Annotated in this window: 18 protein-coding genes and 1 tRNA gene; 11 read left to right on the top strand and 8 right to left on the bottom strand. The window is 61.7% G+C overall.

Annotated features, from left to right (window positions below; all coding sequences use genetic code 11):
- Positions 1 to 291: 291 nt before the first annotated feature.
- Positions 292 to 2,580: an FdhF/YdeP family oxidoreductase gene (locus I6L38_RS03635; RefSeq protein ID WP_216989153.1), complete on the bottom strand. Its 2,289-nt coding sequence runs from the start codon at positions 2,578 to 2,580 to the stop codon at positions 292 to 294.
- Positions 2,567 to 3,373: a formate dehydrogenase accessory sulfurtransferase FdhD gene (gene fdhD / locus I6L38_RS03630; protein ID WP_043170894.1), complete on the bottom strand. Its 807-nt coding sequence runs from the start codon at positions 3,371 to 3,373 to the stop codon at positions 2,567 to 2,569. Before fdhD ends, I6L38_RS03635 begins: the two co-directional genes overlap by 14 nt.
- A gap of 148 nt (positions 3,374 to 3,521) precedes the next feature.
- On the opposite strand from fdhD, the gene I6L38_RS03625 reads away from it, so the two are divergent.
- From I6L38_RS03625 to I6L38_RS03615, 3 genes are all read left to right on the top strand, one after another.
- Positions 3,522 to 4,439 carry a LysR family transcriptional regulator gene (locus tag I6L38_RS03625; RefSeq protein WP_080760916.1) on the top strand — a complete coding sequence of 306 codons (918 nt, stop codon included), beginning with the start codon at positions 3,522 to 3,524 and terminating at the stop codon, positions 4,437 to 4,439.
- A gap of 267 nt (positions 4,440 to 4,706) precedes the next feature.
- Positions 4,707 to 4,910 carry a hypothetical protein gene (locus tag I6L38_RS03620; RefSeq protein ID WP_043170893.1) on the top strand — a complete coding sequence of 68 codons (204 nt, stop codon included), beginning with the start codon at positions 4,707 to 4,709 and terminating at the stop codon, positions 4,908 to 4,910.
- Between the two features lie 351 nt (positions 4,911 to 5,261).
- The gene (locus I6L38_RS03615) at positions 5,262 to 5,555 is read left to right on the top strand and encodes a hypothetical protein (RefSeq protein WP_226009536.1); all 294 of its coding nucleotides are present in this window, start codon (positions 5,262 to 5,264) and stop codon (positions 5,553 to 5,555) included.
- Positions 5,556 to 5,924: 369 nt separating this feature from the next.
- Here I6L38_RS03615 and I6L38_RS03610 read toward each other — a convergent pair whose 3' ends face one another.
- Both I6L38_RS03610 and I6L38_RS03605 read right to left on the bottom strand, forming a co-directional pair.
- On the bottom strand, positions 5,925 to 7,004 hold the full coding sequence (locus I6L38_RS03610) for an ATP-binding protein (protein WP_216989152.1): 1,080 nt from the start codon (positions 7,002 to 7,004) through the stop codon (positions 5,925 to 5,927).
- Positions 7,001 to 7,729, bottom strand: a complete 729-nt coding sequence (locus tag I6L38_RS03605; protein WP_043170890.1) for a response regulator — start codon at positions 7,727 to 7,729, stop codon at positions 7,001 to 7,003. The genes I6L38_RS03610 and I6L38_RS03605 overlap by 4 nt, the downstream gene beginning before the upstream one ends.
- A 155-nt stretch (positions 7,730 to 7,884) precedes the next feature.
- Between I6L38_RS03605 and I6L38_RS03600 the strand changes: the two genes are divergently transcribed.
- The 4 genes from I6L38_RS03600 (at position 7,885) to I6L38_RS03585 (ending at position 13,131) form a co-directional block, all read left to right on the top strand.
- Positions 7,885 to 9,021, top strand: a complete 1,137-nt coding sequence (locus I6L38_RS03600) for an efflux RND transporter periplasmic adaptor subunit (protein WP_201880522.1) — start codon at positions 7,885 to 7,887, stop codon at positions 9,019 to 9,021.
- A 36-nt stretch (positions 9,022 to 9,057) separates the two neighbouring features.
- Complete coding sequence (locus I6L38_RS03595) at positions 9,058 to 12,186, top strand: multidrug efflux RND transporter permease subunit (protein WP_216989151.1); 3,129 nt, start codon at positions 9,058 to 9,060, stop codon at positions 12,184 to 12,186.
- Positions 12,187 to 12,303: 117 nt separating this feature from the next.
- Positions 12,304 to 12,690 carry a hypothetical protein gene (locus I6L38_RS03590; protein ID WP_196249025.1) on the top strand — a complete coding sequence of 129 codons (387 nt, stop codon included), beginning with the start codon at positions 12,304 to 12,306 and terminating at the stop codon, positions 12,688 to 12,690.
- 198 nt (positions 12,691 to 12,888) lie between these two features.
- Positions 12,889 to 13,131, top strand: coding sequence for a hypothetical protein (locus tag I6L38_RS03585; protein ID WP_052248715.1), 243 nt, complete (start codon positions 12,889 to 12,891; stop codon positions 13,129 to 13,131).
- 240 nt (positions 13,132 to 13,371) lie between these two features.
- Here the strand turns inward: I6L38_RS03585 and I6L38_RS03580 are convergent.
- Positions 13,372 to 13,461, bottom strand: a tRNA-Ser gene (locus I6L38_RS03580).
- Positions 13,462 to 13,877: 416 nt separating this feature from the next.
- On the opposite strand from I6L38_RS03580, the gene I6L38_RS03575 reads away from it, so the two are divergent.
- Together I6L38_RS03575 and I6L38_RS03570 are read left to right on the top strand one after the other, a co-directional pair.
- Positions 13,878 to 14,795, top strand: coding sequence for a L,D-transpeptidase family protein (locus I6L38_RS03575; RefSeq protein WP_043170860.1), 918 nt, complete (start codon positions 13,878 to 13,880; stop codon positions 14,793 to 14,795).
- A 27-nt stretch (positions 14,796 to 14,822) separates the two neighbouring features.
- Positions 14,823 to 15,818, top strand: coding sequence for a DUF481 domain-containing protein (locus I6L38_RS03570; protein ID WP_017785840.1), 996 nt, complete (start codon positions 14,823 to 14,825; stop codon positions 15,816 to 15,818).
- Positions 15,819 to 15,912: 94 nt separating this feature from the next.
- Here the strand turns inward: I6L38_RS03570 and I6L38_RS03565 are convergent, their stop codons facing one another.
- The 3 genes from I6L38_RS03565 to I6L38_RS03555 form a co-directional block, all read right to left on the bottom strand.
- On the bottom strand, positions 15,913 to 16,632 hold the full coding sequence (locus tag I6L38_RS03565) for a MaoC family dehydratase (protein WP_043170859.1): 720 nt from the start codon (positions 16,630 to 16,632) through the stop codon (positions 15,913 to 15,915).
- Between the two features lie 233 nt (positions 16,633 to 16,865).
- Complete coding sequence (gene rlmF, locus I6L38_RS03560; RefSeq protein ID WP_043170858.1) at positions 16,866 to 17,810, bottom strand: 23S rRNA (adenine(1618)-N(6))-methyltransferase RlmF; 945 nt, start codon at positions 17,808 to 17,810, stop codon at positions 16,866 to 16,868.
- Positions 17,811 to 17,961: 151 nt separating this feature from the next.
- Positions 17,962 to 18,450 carry a C40 family peptidase gene (locus tag I6L38_RS03555; protein WP_005298673.1) on the bottom strand — a complete coding sequence of 163 codons (489 nt, stop codon included), beginning with the start codon at positions 18,448 to 18,450 and terminating at the stop codon, positions 17,962 to 17,964.
- Positions 18,451 to 18,725: 275 nt separating this feature from the next.
- Between I6L38_RS03555 and I6L38_RS03550 the strand changes: the two genes are divergently transcribed.
- Together I6L38_RS03550 and I6L38_RS03545 are read left to right on the top strand one after the other, a co-directional pair.
- Complete coding sequence (locus tag I6L38_RS03550) at positions 18,726 to 19,448, top strand: 4'-phosphopantetheinyl transferase superfamily protein (protein ID WP_201880519.1); 723 nt, start codon at positions 18,726 to 18,728, stop codon at positions 19,446 to 19,448.
- Positions 19,445 to 20,293, top strand: coding sequence for a tetratricopeptide repeat protein (locus I6L38_RS03545; protein WP_019839645.1), 849 nt, complete (start codon positions 19,445 to 19,447; stop codon positions 20,291 to 20,293). The genes I6L38_RS03550 and I6L38_RS03545 overlap by 4 nt, the downstream gene beginning before the upstream one ends.
- Positions 20,294 to 20,347 lie beyond the last annotated feature (54 nt).

Raw genomic sequence — 20,347 nt, 5'->3', positions numbered from 1 at the left:
ATTACATGATATAGGGCGAGTGTTGGTGATACAATAAAGCACGCCAAGACATAGCTAACACACTGATTTTAATTGATTTAATTGTGTTTCCCGGAGTGACATCAGACAGAGTAAAAATGCCACAATCTGGATTCGTAATGCGAAGGTCGCGTGTTCGACTCCTGTTACCGGCACCAGAGCTGAAAAACAACAACGCCGCATAGCTTATGCGGCGTTGTTGTTTATAGGATGTCCAGGCTCTGCTGCATGGGGCTGGCCGGCTTGAACCGGCTAGCCTGCAAACCTCTCGGCTCATAGCAGCAACAGATTGTCCTGCCGATTGGAGGTTGTCACCAGCACCGGGATGGACTTGGAGGTCGGGGTAAACGAGCCCGCCCCTATGCTGTCGATGGGCACCAGCGGGTTGGTTTCCGGATAGTAGGCCGCGATGTTGCCACGCGGGATCTCGTAGATCACCACCACAAAACCGGTCACGCAGCGCTCGCGCCCGTCGTTGCAGATGGCCGCCATGTCGACCCTGTCCCCTTCGGCAAAGCCAAGCTGGCGGGCATCCGCCTCATTCATGAACACCACGTTGCGCTGGCCCTTGATGCCGCGATAGCGATCATCCATGCCATAGATAGTGGTGTTGTACTGATCGTGAGAGCGCAGGCTCTGCAGCAGCAACACCGGCTGATCGCTCATCTGCTCGGCATGACGGGTACACTCCGGCAACACAGAGTGCGGCAGGGTGCTGGCACGAAACTCGGCCTGGCCGCTGGCGGTGTTCCACACCAGCTTGGCGGCGGAGTTATCCAGATGAAAACCGCACGGCTGCTGGATGCGGGCATTAAAATCGGCAAAACCGGCGATGGTCTGCTCTATGAGATCGCGGATGCGTGCATAGTCATCACGCAGGGTCAGCCAGTCGACCCGCTCGTTGCCCACGGTGGCATGAGCCATCCGCGCTACTATGTCGGTCTCGGAGAGGCAGAGCGGCGACACCGGCTCGGCCGCACCGGTCGAGGCGTGCACCATGCTGAAGGTGTCCTCCACCGTGATCTTCTGGTTGCCAGTGCGCTGGATGTCGAGCTCGGTGCGACCGAGGCAGGGCAGGATCAGCGCCGCCTTGCCCACCTGCAGATGGCTGCGGTTGAGCTTGGTGCTGATCTGCACGTTGAGCTCGGCCTTTTTCATCGCCCCGTAGGTGAAGCCGGTATCGGGCGCCGCTGCCGCCAGGTTGCCACCCAGGCAGATGAGTACCTTGCTCTTGCCCTCGTCCAGCGCCTTGAGCGCCTCGTAAACGTTGTGACCTGCGGCCCGCGGCAGACTCACCTGCAGGTGACGCTCGAGCCGGTCGATGAAGGCGGCGGTGGGCTTTTCGTTGATCCCCATGGTGCGATTGCCCTGCACGTTGCTGTGGCCTCGAACCGGACAGAGCCCCGCGCCCGGCTTGCCAATCTGGCCGCGCATCAGGTGCAGGTTGACGATTTCGCGGACGGTGTCGACCGAGTGCAGATGCTGGGTCACCCCCATGGCCCAGCAACTGATGATGCGCTGGCTGGCGGCAAAGACCCGGGCTGCCTGTACGATCTCGGCGCGACTCAGGCCGGACTGCTGCTCGATCGCCGCCCAGTCGGTGGCACGCACCTGCACCTCGTACTCGGCAAAGTGGCGGGTGTGGCGAGCGATGAAGTCGCGATCCACCGCCTCTGGCGCCTCTTCCAGGATGTACTTGGCCATGCCGCGGATGGCGGCCATGTCGCCACCCAGTTTCGGCGTCAGGTATTGGTGGCTGATGGTGGTGGCCGCCGGGGTCAGCAGCTCCAGCGGGCTCTGCGGGCTGGCGAAGCGCTCCAGCGCCACCTCTTTCAAGTTGTTGAAGCTGACGATCTTGCAGCCGCCACGTGCCGCCTGGCGCAGGGCATTCATCATGCGCGGGTGGTTGGTACCCGGATTCTGGCCATAGACGAACACCGCATCGGCCTGGTCGAAGTCATCCAGCACCACAGTCCCCTTGCCGATGCCGACCGACTGGATCAGCGCTACCCCGCTCGCCTCATGGCACATGTTGGAGCAGTCGGGGAAGTTGTTGGTACCAAACAGGCGGCCAAACAGCTGATAAAGATAAGAAGCTTCGTTGCTGGCACGCCCCGAGGTGTAAAACTCCACCTCGTCCGGGCTATTCAGCCCCTTGAGGGTGTCGGCAATCAGGGCGAAGGCGTCGTCCCAGCTTACCGGCTCGTAGTGATCGGTCGCTGGGTTGTAGCGCATCGGCTCGGTCAACCGCCCCTGATACTCGAGCCAGTAGTCGCTCTGGGTCGCCAGCTGGCGCACCGAGTGGGCGGCGAAAAACTCGGCCCCCACCGTCTTGCCGGTGGATTCCCAGGCCACCGCCTTGGCGCCGTTCTCGCAGAACTGGAAAGTGCCGTGGTCGTTGTCACCCCAGGCGCAGCCCGGGCAGTCGAAGCCGTCGGTCTGGTTGACCCGCAACAGGTTCTTGATGTTCTGACGGGTCTTCTGGCTGCGCAGCACCTGTTTCATGGTGGATTGCAGGGACGAAAAACCGCCGGCTTTGGCGGGCTTTTCAATATGACTCATGGCACTCTCCGATGGGATCCGCCGGGCGATAGCTCGAATAGCTGACCGGGGCATCAAACTTGGGAATATGAACGACGTTGAGGTTGTATTTGAGGGCCAGCCTGACCGCCAGCTGGCTGGGTGATGCCAGACAGATGAGGTGACGTGCACCGAAACGGGCGGCTTTTTGCACCAGCTCGCTGCCGCAGCGGCTGGTCACCACCAAAGTGTCGCACGCACTGTGCCGGCGCAGCAGCAGGCCAATCAGCTTGTCGAGGGCATTGTGGCGCCCGATATCTTCCCGGCAGTGCAGGATCCGCCCCTCGGCATCCAGCGCCAGCGCCGCATGCAGGGCGCCGTGCTGCTGACCCTTGAGCTGCCACTGGGCGATCTGCGCACGCAGCCCCGCCAGCAAGGCCCCATCCAGCGGCGGCGTCAGCGGCAATACCGGCAGTGCGGGCAGCGCCTGCTCCACCGCCGCCACGCCGCAGATGCCGCAACCGGTCGCCCCGGTCAGCCGGCGCTTGTGCTGGGTCAGGGCGGCCAGGGAGCGGTTGGCGATGGTGATGTCCAGCACCACCCCCTGCTCGGCCGGCGCGATCTGGATGTCGTGGACCTCGTGGTTGTGCCGGATGATCCCCTCGCCAAACAGAAAGCCGACGGCAAAGTCGTCGAGATCGTCCGGGGTCGCCATCATCACCGCATGGTTGATGCCATTGATGTTGATGGCGACGGCTACCTCCTCCACCAGATGATCCAGTGCGGGCGAGGCAGGCAAATTGACGGGGATGTCGACGGGCGTGTAGGCAGGCATGCAGGTTGGCCTAAAAATGCAAACTGCATTCAAGTTTAGAGAGGCGGCAGACGCAAAACCAATGAAATAAATCTATATGGCAATAGAGTTGTTCTATTGACGGCGTTTTTTCAATTGATTAATTTTTAGGTTCATCCTCACCTCCCGAATGATCATGAACATCAAGCAGCTGCACTATTTCCACGAACTGGCCAAACACCAGCATTTTGCCAGAGCGGCCAAGGCCTGCCACATCACCCAGCCGACCCTCTCAGCCAGCATCACGGCACTGGAGAAGAACCTCGGCACCGATCTGGTGGTGCGTACCAGCCAGTTCGTCGCCCTCACCGAAGCGGGCGAGCTGGTGCGCCAGTATGCCGAGCGGATGCTGCTGGAGCAGGAGGCGCTCAAGCAGGAGCTGGCGCTGTTTCATGGCGAGCTCTCCGGCACCCTGCGCATCGGCATAGTGCCCCAGTCCAATGTCGACATCATGCCGCTCATCGCCCGCTGCAAGCAGCGCTACCCCGACATCGTCATTCGTCTCTCGGTGCTCAGCAACGAAGCCCTGCTGTCACAGCTGGAGCTGCACCAGTGCGACATCGGACTGGGATTTGACGAACCGCTCACCGGCGCCGCCAGACAGAGCTTCCATCTCTATCCCCAGGGGCACAACCAGATGGCGGTGCTGATGAACCGCGACGAGGCGGGTCAGCGCCTCCCCGGTGACGAGCTGACCCTGACGGCACTGCAGCAGCGGCCGCTGGTACTGCCCAGCCGCACCATGCAGTTTCGCAAGTATCTGGACCGCGCCGCCGAGCGGGCCGGCATCCTGCTTGACGTGGTGCTGGAAACCGACTCCCTGTTTCACCTGGTGAGCGCCGTGCGCCACCGACTGGGCTGGGCCATCGTCAGTGCCGGCCTCGCCCGATCCGCCAGCAAGCTCTCGGATCTGGTCTGCCTGCCGCTGGCGCCGCAACGCGACATCGGCCACACCGCCTTCATCACCCGCCAGCACAGCATCACCCCCGCCATGCGCGCCTTCCTCGAGCTGGTGAGGGAGAGTGAGCAAACCAGCACACAGGGCTGAGCAGTGGCGAACGCAAACTCCGCTGGATTGATCCACCTTTGTCTATTTCAGCCAGCTGACATGACTCGAGTACAAAGCCAGAATCTTGGCAACGATGAGAAGATGAGAAGCAAGCCGCGCTAAGCTGTACCAGTCGAGCGAATGGAGAGGGAGCCCTGAGCAGGCACCTCGTTTGGTCAAGGTAATACAGCAGTTTCAGCAAGCGTTGGCGCAAGACGTGCTGACCCGACTGCCACTGTGGGACCAAGTTCCTTGGGGAGAGATGCGATGAATCTCGCCATCACCCTAACGCTGACAAGCTCACTATCGAGCTCAACCGCCCAGATAGCCCAACGTATCTCTGAAGACATGGCACACCTGCATCACCGTCTGGGTGATGGGGTAAGTGATGAACTGGGCATCAGCATCAGTCACCTGGTCGAACAGTTTGCGCTGCTGGCAGCGGCCTACCGTTCAAACACCAATGATTGAGTTCAACGATAGCTTTAGCCAGGCCGCCGTAGCGGAAGCCATGTGTACCCATCCAGCTCTCTCCAAGCTCATCTGTCAACAGTTGATAATGCCGGGATTTGCCTATGCCCACGATGTGGAGAGGCGACGAATTGGCGGGCCACTGATAGCCCCCAACCCGGTGCTGCACAAGACCACGCTCTTTGTCAGTCCACGGGATATGCGTGAACATCTGCCGCGAGAGATTAACTTCGCCCGCTTTCGCTGTGTCTGTAATGCAGCGGGTTAGCCGGTTGGCGAGTGGCAACGGGTAATGGTCGGGGCCTACGTCAACCATGGTACCAATGACAAGCCGCATTGGAGCTGCCATACATGACCATGACAACGCCCAATGCATCACCAATGGCGCCAGAGGCTGCTATTACCGTGCTCCGAGCCCATATCGAGGAGTTCATTGCGCTGAAGCTGACCCAAGAGTTTGATACGCAGTTGGCCAGTCTGGTGCGTTCCGGCGTGCTGGACCTGGATAAATGGGATGGCGCAAATCTGGTTCTTCCCCGCACCATGACCACTGCGCTACTGGAGGCTGCTACCGAGCGGGTGATTTGGCATAGCCACCGCCGTAGCTATCAACGAGACATCATCCGTCTCAAGCAATCGCTGTAGACAATCATCCCCACAACGTCATGTAGTTCCTCACATCTAGGGTGTTGGGAAGCCCAACCATGCATGACTTGCGTGATTACAAGACTTTGATCCCTCGGCAGATAACCGCTGCCATCGGCCAGCAACCACAACACCACATCGAGCAATAACCCACCAGACACCACAAACCATATTGGTCGACTTGCTTAGCGATAACTAGGCCAGAGCCCAAACGCTCAAGTTGCTATGTGGAGCCAAAATGTAGGGCCATCCTGCCCCAGCCCGTGGACAATTATGCTTTAACCCATTAGTACACTCATTAAGCTATGGGATATGACGAAAACCTAGTCCAATGGGACAAAATTGACTATTTAAACAACAAGGTATATTTCAGGACAACTGAGAATTGAACGATATAGGCCATGAGAGAAGGAACATTGTTCCTCCACTTTTAGCGGATTGGCAAACCACACTGCCACCGTGGGCCTCGACAATGGCCTTGACCACGGCCAGTCCGAGCCCGCTGCCGCCGCTCTTGCGCGAACGTGACGGATCCCCCCGGCGAAATGCCTCGAAGATATGGGCGGCGACCTCCTTGCTGATGCCGGGCCCCTCGTCTTCCACGCTCAGGATGCACTGGGCGCCCGAGCGATGCAGGCGCACGGTCAGCAGGCCCGGCACCCCATGCTTCTGGGCATTCTCCAGCAGCGCCATCAGAGCCTGACGGATGCGAAGTGCATCGCAACAAACAAGGAGTTCGGCATCGAGCTCCCGCTTCAGCGTGAAACCGCTCGCGGCCAGGGGGGTGGCAAAGGCGTCAAGCACCACACTTAGCTCATCGGCCAGCCTGACCTCTGTCCGTTGCAGCTCCAGGTGGCCGCTGTCGTTGAGACTGAGCACCCGCAAGTCTTCGATCAGGTGGGTCAATCCCTCCACCTGACGCAGCAGCCCTTCAAAGAGCGCACGCTCTGGCGGAAATACCCCTTCGGCCAGCCCCTGCAAGCGGCCGCGCAAGATGGTCACCGGGGTGCGCAATTCGTGGGCGATGGCGGCATTCCAGAACTCCCGCTCGCGGGTCATGCTCTGCAGCCGTTCGGCCATGGTGTTGAAGTCCCGCACCAGTTGCGCCGTCTCCCCAATTGCCTGTTCATCCAGCGGCACGCGCGCATCGAGTTTGCCCTCTGCCACCTCGCGCAGGCTGTTCGCCACCGAATTGAGCGGGGTCAGGATGCGCCGAGAGAGGCGAACCGCCACGTACAGCGCCATCCCCAATGCAATCAGAATGGTCGAGCCTATCCAGAGCATCTCGACCCTGGAGGGTATCCAGCTCTCGGAGATGCTGCCAGGCACATAGGTCACGGCAATGGCGTAGAACACATAGGTGCCGATCACCGCGAGGGAGATGATGCCAAGCGCCATCAGCCCCAGGGAGCGGATGATCTGCCTGCGCAGGCCGGGGGCCGATGTCATGCATCGCCCCCGAAGCGATAGCCTACGCCCCAGACACTGGCGGGCACCCCCTGGATGCCGTGTGCCTCCAGCTTCTTGCGCAGCTTGCTGATGTGGCTGTCCACCGTGCGCTCCTGGGTATCCCCCTCGGGCAAGCAGTTGGTCAGCAGTTCGGCGCGGCTGAACACCCGTTTCGGCGCCCGCATCAGGGAGGCGAGCAACTTGAACTCGGTCAGGGTCAGATCCAGCACCAGTTGCCCCTCATCGCGGCAAAGGCTGGCCTCGTGGCTCTCCAGATCGATCTGGAAGGGGCCGACCCGCAACACCCGGGCCGTGGCCTGTTTTGCTGCCTGGCTGCGTCTGAGCACCGCCTGTACCCGGGCCACCACTTCAGCCGGATTGAAGGGTTTGACCACATAGTCATCCGCCCCCATGCGCAGCCCCATCAGCTTGTCGAGGTCCTGATCCAGGGCGGTCAGCATGATCACCGGCGTGTCGCCACGGGCCCGGATCTCGCTGAGCACCTGCCAGCCGTCGAGCTGCGGCATCTGCACATCCAGCAGCAGGAGATCGGGTTTGCATGTCTGGTGCATGGCCAGGGCTACGCGGCCATCGGCGGCATGCAAAGTGCGCAATCCGTGGCGTTGCAGGTAAGCGGCGAGGATCTCGGCGATCTCGGCTTCATCCTCTGCAATCAGTACCAGTGACTGGGCCGCCGGGCTGGCGGAGGCTGGAAGATACGACATGGTCGGCCTCGAAAATGGTGGGTTTGAACTTTATCACCGCCTCCATGGATTCTCCACAAAGCCTCGAATCATTCGCAATAGCCCCTCTCCATAATGCCCGCTCGATGTGCTCTCGCGGCAACACCATGCCGGGGAGACGGTTTAACGAGGTGAGTATGATGTTTGTCAGACAGCGGTATGCGGGCGCTCTGCTTGCCGTCATTGCCGTATTCGGGTTGGCAGGTTGCGATGGGGCGCCGCAAGCGCAAGACGCGCCAGCCCTTCCTCAGGTGTCGGTGATGACGCTGGCAGGGCAGGAGCTGGTCATCAGCGAGGATCTGCCCGCCCGGGTGGCCGCGGTGCGCAGCGCCGAAATTCGCGCCCAGATAAGCGGCATTGTGCAGCGCCGCCTGTTCGAGCAGGGCGCCGAAATCGGCGCAGGCACCGTGTTGTTCCAGATAAACCCGGCCCCCTTCAAGGCGGATGTCGACAGCGCCGCCGCCGCATTGCAGCGGGCCGAGGCCGTGCTGGCCCGTGCCCGCATCCAGATTGACCGCCTGGTGCCGCTGCTGCGCACCGAGGCCATCAGCCGCCAGACCTATGACGACGCCGTCTCCCAGCGGGATCAGGCTGCCGCCGACGTGGCTCAGGCCAGGGCGACCCTGGCCCGGCACCAGCTGAACCTGCAATTTGCCAGCGTGGAGGCTCCCATCGCCGGGCGCATCGATCAGGCGCTGGTGAGCGAAGGAGCCCTGGTGTCACCCACCGATACCACCCCCATGGCCAGGATCCAGCAGATCGATCAGGTCTACGTCGATGTGCGCCAACCTGCCTCGGTACTGGAAGCCCTGCGCCAGCAGGCAGGGTCGACGGCGCCTGAACTGACGGTGGAGATCCTCGGCAGCAATGGCAAGCCGCTCGGCATGCAGGGGCACATCCTCTTCTCCGGCATCGAGGTGGATGCCGGTACCGGTGACGTACTGCTGCGGGTGCTGGTGGACAACCCGGAGCGGCGCCTGTTGCCCGGCCTCTACGTGCAGGCGCGCATTCCCCGGGCTCACTATGCCAACGCCCTGAGCGTGCCTCAGCAGGCGGTGGTGCGTACATCGGGCCAGACCAGCGTGTGGGTGGTGGATGACCAGGGGCAGGCACAGCAAATAGCTGTCACAACCGGTGAGCTGGTGGCGCGCCAGTACCGCATCGTATCCGGGCTCAGCGCCGGACAACGGGTGGTGATCGAGGGGATCGACCGCCTGACCCCGGGGGCGCAAGTCATTGCCCATCCCTGGCAGCCCCTTGTTGCCGGCCAGTAAGCCGGCACCCACACCCGCTGAATCGGAGACGTTTTCATGCCGCAGTTTTTCATTCATCGCCCGGTGTTTGCCTGGGTGATAGCCCTCTTCATCGTGCTGGCGGGGGTCATCGCCATTCCCAAGTTGCCCATCTCCCGCTATCCCTCGGTGGCGCCGGTGTCGGTGACCCTCTATGCCACCTATCCGGGCGCCACGCCACAGACCCTGAACGATGCGGTGGTGAGCCTTATCGAGCGCGAGCTGTCGGGAGTCAAGAACCTGCTCTACTTCGAGTCGTCGGTGGACACCTCGGGCAGCGCGCAGATCACCGCCACCTTCAAGCCGGGCACCGACCCCGAGCTGGCCCAGATGGACGTGCAAAATCGCATCAAGGCGGTCGAGCCTCGCTTGCCACAGGCGGTGCGGCAAAACGGCCTGCAGGTGGAGTCCGCCTCGTCCGGCTTTCTGATGATGGTCGGCATGACTTCACCGGATGGCCGCTTCGATGAAATAGCGCTGAACGACTACATGGCGCGCAATATCGTCCAGGAGCTGCGCCGCATCGAGGGCGTGGGACGGGTGCAGCTGTTCGGCGCAGAGCAGGCCATGCGAATCTGGGTGGATCCGGGTAAGCTCGCCGCCTACGGGCTGACCATCAGCGAGGTAGCGCAGGCCATCGAGCAGCAGAACGTGCAGATAGCGCCTGGGCGCCTCGGCGACGAACCCGCCCTGCCGGGGCAGCGCCTGACGGTCCCCCTCACGGTAGAGGGGCAACTGACGACCCCAGAGGCGTTCGCCGCCATCGTGCTGCGGGCCGGTGGCGATGGCGCCAAGCTGGTGCTGGGCGATGTCGCCCGGGTCGAGCTGGGGGCGCAATCCTACGCCTTTGCCAACCGCGAGAACGGCGTGGCCGCCACCAGCGCCGCCATCCAGCTCTCCCCGGGTGCCAACGCCGTGCGCACCGCCGATGCGGTGCGCACCCGTCTCGCCCAGCTCGCCCCCACCCTGCCGGTGGGCATGGCCTACTCGATCCCGTTCGACTCGGCCCCCTTCGTCAAGGTCTCCATCGACAAGGTGATCCACACCCTGCTGGAAGCCATGGTGCTGGTGTTCCTGGTGATGTTCCTCTTCCTGCAGAACCTGCGCTACACCCTGATCCCGGCCATCGTCGCACCCATAGCCCTGCTCGGCACTTTCGCGGTGATGCTGCTCGCCGGCTTTTCCATCAACTCCCTGACCATGTTCGGCATGGTGCTGGCCATCGGCATCATAGTCGACGACGCCATCGTGGTGGTGGAGAACGTCGAGCGCCTGATGGCCACCCAGGGGCTCTCGCCCCGTGAGGCGACATCGCGAGCCATGAAGGAGATCACCGGGGCGGTGATCGGCATCACCCTGGTGCTCACGGCGGTGTTCATCCCCATGGCGTTCGGCAGCGGCTCAGTGGGGGTCATCTACCAGCAGTTCACCCTGTCGATGGCGGTCTCGATCCTGATTTCCGCCTTCCTCGCCCTGACCCTGACGCCGGCGCTCTGCGCCACCTTGCTGCGCCCGGTCAGCCAGAGCCATCATGAGAAGCGCGGCTTCTTCGGTGCCTTCAACCGGGGCGTCGAGCGACTCACGACGAGCTACGGCGTTCGGGTCACCCGCCTGGTCGGGCGCAGCGGACGCATGATGGCGGCCTTCCTTGCCCTCTGTGCCGTGCTGGCCATCGCCGCCGCCCAGCTACCCTCCTCTTTCCTGCCGGACGAGGATCAGGGCTACTTCATGACCTCCATCCAGCTGCCGACCGGCGCCACCAGCGAGCGCACCCTGGCCGTCATCAAGGAGTTCGAGGCCCATGTGGCTTCTCGCAAGGCGCTCGACACCAACCTGGTGGTGCAGGGCTTCAGCTTCTCCGGCGCCGGCCCCAATGCGGCCATGGCCTTCACCATGCTCAAAGACTGGGACCAGCGTCATGGTGCCACGGCAGCCGAAGAGGCAGAACTGGCACAGGCCGCCATGGCCAACAGCAATGAAGGCACAGTGATGAGCCTGCTGCCGCCCGCCATCGACGAACTGGGCACCTCTTCGGGTTTCACGCTCTTCCTGCAGGACAGGGCCAACCAGGGGGAAGCCGCGCTGCTGGCCGCCCAGGCGCAGCTGCTGGCACTGGCCGCCCAAAGCGAGGTGGTGAGCGATGTCTATCCGGACAGCCTGCCCCCCGGCGAGAGCATTCACCTCGAGATCAACCGGCAGAAGGCCGAGGCCATGGGACTCTCGTTCACCAGCGTGAGCAGCACCCTGTCGGCGGCGATGGGGTCGCTCTACATCAACGACTTCCCCAACGGCGGGCACATGCAGCAGGTCATTCTGCAGGCCGATGCCAAGGCGCGCATGCAGCTCGATGACGTGCTCAGCCTGCGGGTGCGCAATGCCAGCGGCGGCATGGTGCCCCTGCGGGAGGTGGTGACGCCAATCTGGCGCCAGTCGCCGCAACAGATGATGCGCTTCGAGGGCTTCCCTGCCGTGCGCCTCTCCGGGAGCGCCGCCCCCGGGGTTTCCAGCGGCGCTGCAATGGCGGAAATGGAGCGTCTGGTGGCACAACTGCCGCCAGGATTTGCCCTGGCCTGGACGGGGCAGTCGCTGCAGGAGCGCCAGTCGGCGGCCCAGGCCCCCATGCTGATGCTGCTCTCGGCGCTGGTGGTCTTCCTGGTGCTGGCCGCGCTCTACGAGAGTTGGTCCATCCCGCTCTCCGTGATGCTGGTGATCCCTCTGGGCCTGCTCGGTGCCGTGGCGGCAGTGATGCTGCGCGGCATGCCCAACGACGTCTTCTTCAAGGTGGGCATGATCACCATCATCGGGCTGTCGGCCAAGAACGCCATCCTCATCGTGGAGTTTGCGCGCCAGTTGCACACCGAGGGTCGCACGCTGCTTGATGCCGCGGTGACCGCCGCACGCCTGCGTCTGCGCCCCATCTTGATGACGTCGCTCGCCTTCACCCTCGGCGTGGTGCCGCTGATGCTCGCCAGCGGTGCCAGTGCGGAGACCCAGCATGCCATCGGCACCGGCGTGTTCGGCGGCATGATCAGCGGCACCCTGCTGGCCATCTTCTTCGTGCCAGTCTTCTTTGTCTTCATCATCGGGGCGCAGGAGCGCCTGCAGGTCTGGCTGGCCCGGCGTGCTCAGCAATGGGGAGAGCAATAATGGCCAGGCTTTGCCCCCTGAGCCTGTTGTGCGGCCTGAACGAGGGCCGCCAGACAGCTCTGGTTGAGGTCTGCGTTGCCAGCCCTCATTCACCCACCATTACGGAGGAGCCACGCCATGTTTTCTGACACTCAACGCCGCTGGCTGATCCTCCTGGCCTTCTTGCCGGTAGTCATCGACATGACCATATTGCACATTGCCGTACCTTCGCTGACCCAGGCCCTCGGTGCATCCGCTACCGAGGTACTGTGGATCATCGACATCTATCCGCTGCTGATGCCGGGACTGCTGGTGGCCATGGGCACTCTGGCGGATCGTATCGGCAACCGGCGTGTGCTGCTCACCGACCGGGCTTGCCATCTTCGGGATGGCTTCCCTGTTGGCCACCTTTGCGCCGACGCCAGACATGCTCACCAATGCACAGGGGCTGCTGGCCCTGGTGGGCGCGATGATCATGCCCTGCGTGCTGGGCACCATACGTCGCACCTTCCAAGAGGAAAATGAGCGTGCCATTGCGCTGGGCCAGTGGGAAACAGTTAGGGTTGCGGGACGGTCCTCGGGCCGTTGATCGGCGGAGTGCGGCTGGCCCACTACTGACGGGGATCGACCTTTTTTATCTATGTCCCGGTCATGCTGTTGGTCGCGCCGCTGGTATTCATCCTATTGCCGCCAATCGAACGGACGACGTCGGGTAGATGGGGATTGGGCCAGGCGCTGCTGCTTATCCTCGGCGCCCTGACGGGGGTCGAGCTGACCCTGGCGCAGGCGCTGCAATACGTGCTGGGCAACACGCCACTACAAGCCGGCATGTTCATCATCCCCATCATGGCCGCAGCCGCCGTGGGCGGCCCGAACGCAGGTTACCTCTTCAACCTCTGTAGCCTGCGCACCGTCGCCAGCTCATCGCTGGCAATCTCTGCGGCCGCACTCTGCTATCTGACCTAGGTGGACTTTCACCATCCCAATGTCAGGATGCCAGCAACGCTGGCCCTGCTGGGACTCTGTCTCAGCATCGGTCTGACGGCTTCCTCCATTGCCAACATGGACGCAATGGAGGCGGACAGAGGTGCAGGGAGGCAACAGTCTATGAACCAGGGGCGGGGTTCGGGAGCACCTTCTAATGGCGTACTATAAAAATCACAAAATGAAAAAGCCCAACCTGTCAGACAGGTTGGGCCTTGAAGATGGCGGAGAGACAGGGATTCGAACCCTGGGTGGCATTGCTGCCACAATTGATTTCGAGTCAATCCCGTTCGGCCACTCCGGCATCTCTCCACGGTGCTTCATTGTTACCGGAGCCGCCTCTGGAAATCAACTTGAATCTCTTTAAAGATCAAACAACTGCACACAAAACCAGCAGATAAGTACACACCAGGCAAACGGGCGTCCGAGCCTGTCGCTCCCGGTACTGGTACCCAATCCAGGGCGATCAGCCCCCTGCATTGCGTCCCGTGCATTCGATGGCGCTGAACCGCCATCCCCCTCCAGTCAGCGTTCCTCTGCTCATTGCAGATGACTTGGCTTTGCATTAAAAACAGGCAAGACAGGGTCAACATGACGGATTGCCGTGCAGGGACCCGGCTGCAGCCCTTGTCGGCCAGGCTGGCAATCGGCGCGCATTTGACTGACAATTTCCCCCTTTTTCCCAGGAGGTCGCGGCGCGGCCTCTCATCCAATCAGACAGGAAGTACATGTTCATCGCACGAACCCTCTCATTGCTGGCACTGACCGCCAGCCTGCTGACGGCTCCGGCCTTGGCTACCACCTATCCACTGCCCCCGGCAGGCAGCCGCCTGATCGGCGAGCTGGAGGACTACATAGTCCAGCCAGATGAACATCTCGAGCTCATCGGCAAGCACACCCAGATTGGTTTTTTGGCGCTGCTGGAAGCCAATCCGGGAGTCGACCCCTATTTGCCCAAGCCGGGCACCCGGCTGACCCTGCCGACCCAGATGCTGCTGCCGGACGTGCCCCGCGAAGGCATAGTGATCAATCTGCCGGAGCTGCGCCTCTACTATTTCCCCAAGGGCAAGAACGAGGTGATGGTGCTGCCCATCGGCATCGGTGACATAGGGCGGGAGACTCCCGAAATGACCACCACCATCATTGCCAAGAACCCCAATCCAACCTGGGTGCCCGGCCCCATGGTGCGCAAATCCTGGCTGGAACAAAAAGGGATCACCCTGCCGGCGGTCGTGCCACCAGGCCCCGACAACCCCCTCGGCAAGTTCGCCATGCGCCTTGGCTATGGCAAGCGGGACTATCTCATTCACGGCACCAACAAGGATTTCGGCGTTGGCCTGCGGGTCAGTGCCGGCTGCATTCGACTGCGTCCTGACGACATCGAGGCCCTGTTCAAGATTGTCCCCGTCGGCACTCAGGTGCGGGTGATCAACCAGCCGGTCAAGACCGCCATCGAGCCCGATGGCCGCCACTGGCTGGAGGTTCACTCTCCCCTCTCTCGCACCGAGCTGGAGCTGAAACAGGGCGCCCCGCTGATCCTCTCCGCCGAGGCGCAGGCCTTCATCGCCAAACCAGAAGTCGACGGGGACAAGGCTGCCAGCGCGCTCAACAGCAAGAACGGCATTCCCCGTCCCGTCAGCGGCTGATAGCCAACCATGTTCACGAGGATCTTCATGAGCTACCGCGTTTTTTGCCTGCTTGCCCTGCTGCTGAGCCCGGCGGCTCTGGCCGACATCCTCTGGATGGACAACGGTGACCGGCTGACCGGCACCATAGAGGAGATAGGTGACGAGGAGGTGCGCATCGCGCTCCCTTATAGCGAGCCCGTCACGGTCAAACGCGAGGCGGTCAAGCGCTGGCGCATCGAGAAGCAGGACAAGCCGAAACCGACCGTCAAGAGCGGCATTACCCTGCTCGCCCTGACGCCGGATGATCAGAAGGCCTGGCTGTGGAGTGGCAGCGGCGATCTGAACGTCAAGCTCAAGCACAACGACAAGAAGACCAACAACGTCAACCTGAAGGCATCCACCGAGGTGGCCAACCTCGACTGGCGTTATACGCTGGACGGGGAGTACATCTACGAGACCGCCAACAACGTCACCAACAGCCATGAGTACCGGCTCCAACCCATGTTGGACTTTTTCTTCGACCAAAACTGGTTTCTGCGCTCAGCCGTCGACTTCGAATATCGCATGCTGGAAGCCGACTACATGAGCCTTGCCTACTCCTCTGGCCCTGGCTACCGGTTCTGGAACGACAAGCGGCGGCGACTGGAGCTGATCGGCCAGGCCGGGCTGGAGCGCTCATACACCAGACCGGATGACCTCAACACCCTCTTCATCATCAGCCTGTTCAACGACAGGATCATCAACTATCCCCTGCTGGGCCTTGGCTGGGACTATCGTCAACCCGTCGACCTCTGGTCGGAGAAGCTGGAGTTGTTCAGCAAGGGCGGCTACAAGCGCTATCTGGACCAGCCCTCGCCCTACATCACCCGGGAGCAGACAGTGCAAGGCAACCTGGGAGTACGCTACTACTTCAACGATCACCTGCGCCTCTCCTGGTCGAGCGAGCTCGACTGGCAAGACTATCGCATCCACTTGCCGGGCTTCGAGCTCAAAAGCAGCAAGGAGTGGCGCCACCTGCTCACTCTGGGAGCCAGTTTCTGAGCCAGACCGATCACAGATGACCCAGCAGCCACAAAAAAAATCAGGCCCACCTAGGTGGGCCTGATTTTTGGCAAGACTGGGGGTGAGCCGCGGCCTAGAAGTAGAGTCGGGTGACAGACTCGATGACGCAGCCGGGGCGGCGTACCCCCTCGATCTCCACCTTGATCTCCTTGAGCAGCTCCAACCCGCCCTTGATCGGGGTAACCCGAGCCAGCTTGGTGCGCGCGCGGATGTTGCTGTCCACCTTGATGGGGTACGGGAAACGAACCTGATCCAGACCGAAGTTCACCACCATACGGGCGGTCGGAAACTCCGGATTGGCCTCGTCCACCGAGCCGGTCAGCTGCGGCAGCAGGGCCAGAGTCAGGAAGCCGTGAGCGATGGTGGTCTTGAACGGCGATTCGGCGGCGGCACGCTCGGGGTTGGTGTGGATCCACTGATGATCCCCAGTCACGGCGGCAAACTGATCGATCATCTGCTGGCTGACATGCAGCCATTCGCCCACGTGGGTCTCTTCACCGATGCGCGCCTGCAAGGTGGCAAACAGGGTCGCCGCCTCACCGTCGAGTTCGATGATCGACTCTTGCGGTGGCACGGGCTGGCCGTTGACGGCCTGGGCCGCACCCTGCTGCTGCAGCATGGACTGGTTGTCGCCCTGCAAATCCAGCACTCGCCCCAGCAGAGGGTGGAGGTGTGCCTTTTGCTGAAACTCACGCCAGTAGTCGCGGATAGCCGGGGAGAGCCAATCCTTGAGCTCAAAGGGGTGCTGCGCCAGAATTTCGCGCTTGCGCTTCAGAAAATCGACAACTTTCATGTACCGATCCCTATTCGATTCAAAGCCTGTAAAGAGGTCTAACCAGTCCTATTTTATTAAAGTTACAGCTGAAAGTGCAAAAAAATCTCGGCGTACAGCTGTACCAAGGCAAAAATCACTACAGGATAGCTACATAACAGCATGATGAACCAACGAAGAAAACGATTGCCTGTTTTTTATCCGATCATGTTGGCATTGAGATGAAAAAGGCCCGTCACGGGCCTGTGTGGAGATCAGCGCGCTGCTGACCACCACTCGCGGCACCCTGCCTCATCGAAGAAGGTCCAGGCCAGCACCCGGCTCACCTTGTTGCCCTGCGCCATCTCGAGCACCCGCACCTGACGAGCACCGACCCGGGTCAGCGCCTTCTTCGCCGCCGGCAGATTATCCTTTTTCGATACCAGCGAGCTGAACCAGAGGCACTGTTCGGCAAAGGCCCGGCTCTGGTTGATCATCGCGGCCAGAAAGGCGGCCTCTCCCCCTTCGCACCAGAGCTCGGCCTTCTGGCCGCCGAAGTTGAGCACCGGCTTGTCCTTGACCTCCTTGCCCAGATTGCGCAGCTTGCGCTCAGTCCCCTTGCTCGCCTCCGCCAGCGACGCGTGAAAGGGAGGGTTGCAGAGGGTCAGCGCGAAACGCTCGCGCGGCGCCACTATGCCCTGAAAGATGTCGCCGGCCCTGCACTGCAGGCGACACTCGATCTGGCTGCCCAACCCGTTGCTGTTGGCCAGCAGAGAGGCGGCCTTGACCGACACCGGGTCGATGTCGGAGCCGACGAAGCGCCAGCCATATTCGCGGGCGCCCAGCAGGGGGTAGATACAGTTCGCCCCCACCCCAACATCCAGCACCCGCACGCCCTTGCCGGTCGGCACCTTGCCCGCGCTCTCGGCCAGCAAGTCAGCCACTCTGTGCAGATAGTCCACACGCCCAGGAATGGGCGGACAAAGGTAGCCAGCCGGCAGATCCCAGTGCTGGATACCGTAATGCAGTGCCAGCAGGGCCTTGTTCAGCGCCTTGACGGCGGCGGGGTCGGCAAAGTCGATGGTGCTGGCGCCGTAGGGATTGACGAAGACGAAGGGCTGCAGCTCGGGAGTACGCAGGCAGAGCGCGGCAAAGTCGTAGGGAGCCTGGTGGCGATTGCGCGGGTGCAATCCGGATTTATGGTCTGAACGGGTCTTCATGCTGGGCCTGCCGGGGAAAAAACGGGCCCACACTATAGTGATTCGGCCCCCGAAAGTCTAAATCGCAGCCATAAAAAACCGGGCTGCGGGAGCCCGGTTCAAGTGAGGTTGGAAAAACAGTCCGTACTGCGAGCCGTTTGTCCAGCCTGACTCAGATGTCGATCCGGCGTGCCTGCCAGAACTTGCTGCGCCAATAAGAGCTGTCGAGCTTGGAGCGGGTTACCCCGGCCCGAGTGGAGGCGTGGATGAACTCGCCATTGCCCACATAAATGCCGACGTGGTTGAGGCGGCGATTGATTTTGAAGAAGACCAGATCCCCTTCGACCAGATCCTGCTTGGAGACTCGGGTGCCTTCATGGACCTGGGAGCGGGTATCGCGGGGAAGTTCGATGCCGACGGCGTTGCGGAACACTTCACGGGCAAAAGCGGAACAATCGATGCCACGCTGGCTGCTGCCTCCCATGCGGTAAGGTACGCCGCGCCACTCTTTGTATACAGTCAGGATTTCGTTTACATCTGGGGTTTGTGAAGCTTCCGGTTCAATTACGGGTTCCATCATGGAAACTTCGATCTTGCTCGCAACCTCGGGCTGGGGTGCCGAGGCACAACCCACCATTCCGAGCGCGACCAGCAGTAGCATCAGGTGGCGCAATCCTTTATCCCCGCAAAATAGTAAAACTTGTTAAAATACGGCCCGAACGGGCAATTTATAAGGCAACAGCACCCGACTATATCCAAGAATTCTATCGAGGCAAGCGAAAATCCCTATCGACCTCACATTTCGGCAAGGAAATGCATTATTTTTCCTGATTAATGTGATCGTGGCCAAACAATATACAATCTCGAAAGAAGCCGTCCTGACCGGATTAAACTGACTTTTATCGCTGTTTCGCCGCTCTTTTAAAGTGAAAAATTATGATCTCTGTGGATCTCTATTTGTTAAAACCGGCAAAGGTCGACGCCGAGCAGCTGACTCTGCTGCAAACCCTGCTCTCCCCCGCCGAACGGCAGGCATGGCAGGCGATTGGCCAGCCGTTGCGCCGCCAGGAGTACCTGCTCAGCCGCGGGCTGCTGCGACGGCTGCTGGCCGAGCGGCTGCAGTGCAACCCCGATGCACTGCAATTTGCCAGCAACCCGCACGGTAAACCTGTGCTGAGCGACGAACGCTGGCAGTTCAACCTCAGTCACAGCGGGGATTGGCTGGTGATCGCCCTCTGCGCCGCCGGCCCGCTCGGGGTCGACATCGAGATGGGTCAGCGCCGCCGCCAGACTCTGCCACTGGCGCGCCGCTTTTATGCACGCAGTGAATATGAGTGGCTGCTCGCCCTGCCCGAAGCGGAGCAAGAGTCGGCCTTCTATCGGCTCTGGTCGCGCAAGGAGGCGGTGCTGAAAGCCCACGGCGCCGGCATCGCCGCCGGCCTCGACAAGGTGCGCTTCGTGCCTGAGGAAGAGTGGCGGCTCGACAACCAGCTCGATGAACAGGATTACCGGGTGCAGGATTGGGCCATCGGCCAGGGCTGGCTCAGCCTGGCCGCGCCGACCCTGGCCGTCAACGGCTGGCTGCTCGATGGCAGCTTGAATTCTGTGCCCATCAACCCCATGTTAACTCACACCATTTTCCAAGAGTCAGCCTCATGATCGTCGACATCAATCCCCAGAATTTCCAAGCCGCCCTGATCGATGCTTCCATGAAAAAGCCGATCGTCATCTATTTCCACGCCCCCCAGATGCCGGAGTGTCAGGCCATGACCCCGCAGGTGGAGGCGCTGGTCGGCCCGGCCAATCCCCAGGTGACCCTGGCCAAGGTCGACATGAACGATCCGCAGCTGCAACCGCTGGCCGGTCAGCTCGGTCTGCGCGCCCTGCCGGCGCTGGTGCTGTTCCATCAGGGCCGCCCTGACGAGCAGGCCATTCTGGAAGGCCCGCAGGACGAGGCCACCCTGCGCGGCTATTTCGCCGCCTTCGCCCCCAAGGAGGAGGAGCTGCTGCTCGAACAGGGGCAACAGGCACTGGCGGACGGCCAGACGAGCGTGGCCTATGGCCACTTCGGCAAGGCCCATCAGCTGGCACCGGATCGCCACGACATCAGTCTGTGGTTGACCCAGGCGGCACTCGATCTCAATCTGCTTGATGAGGCTCAGGAGCTGCTCGGCAAGATCCCGATGATCGCCCAGGATGACCACTACCAGACGCTTGTCTCCCGTCTGGCGCTGGCCCAACAGGCCGCGGACAGCCCGGAGCTGCGGGCGCTGGAAGCCCGCCACCAGCAGGAGCCTGACAACTTTGCCCTGGCCCAGGAGCTGGCGGTGCAATACAGCCAGGCCGGCCGCCAGGAAGAAGCGCTGGCGCTGTTGTTCACCATCCTCAAGCGGGATCTCGCCTTCGGCGATGCCAAGAAGACCTATCTCGACATCCTGACCACCATGGGATCCAACCCGGCGGCACAGGGTTACCGTCGCAAGCTCTACAGCCTGCTCTACTGACTTGAAAGGAAGATGAGCAACGGGGTGATGCCGAGCGATCGGCATTGCCTTGTC

This window comes from Aeromonas sp. FDAARGOS 1408, assembly GCF_019048665.1.
In the GTDB taxonomy this organism is placed as follows: Bacteria; Pseudomonadota; Gammaproteobacteria; order Enterobacterales; family Aeromonadaceae; genus Aeromonas; species Aeromonas dhakensis.
This window is presented reverse-complemented; position numbering and strand designations above follow the sequence as displayed.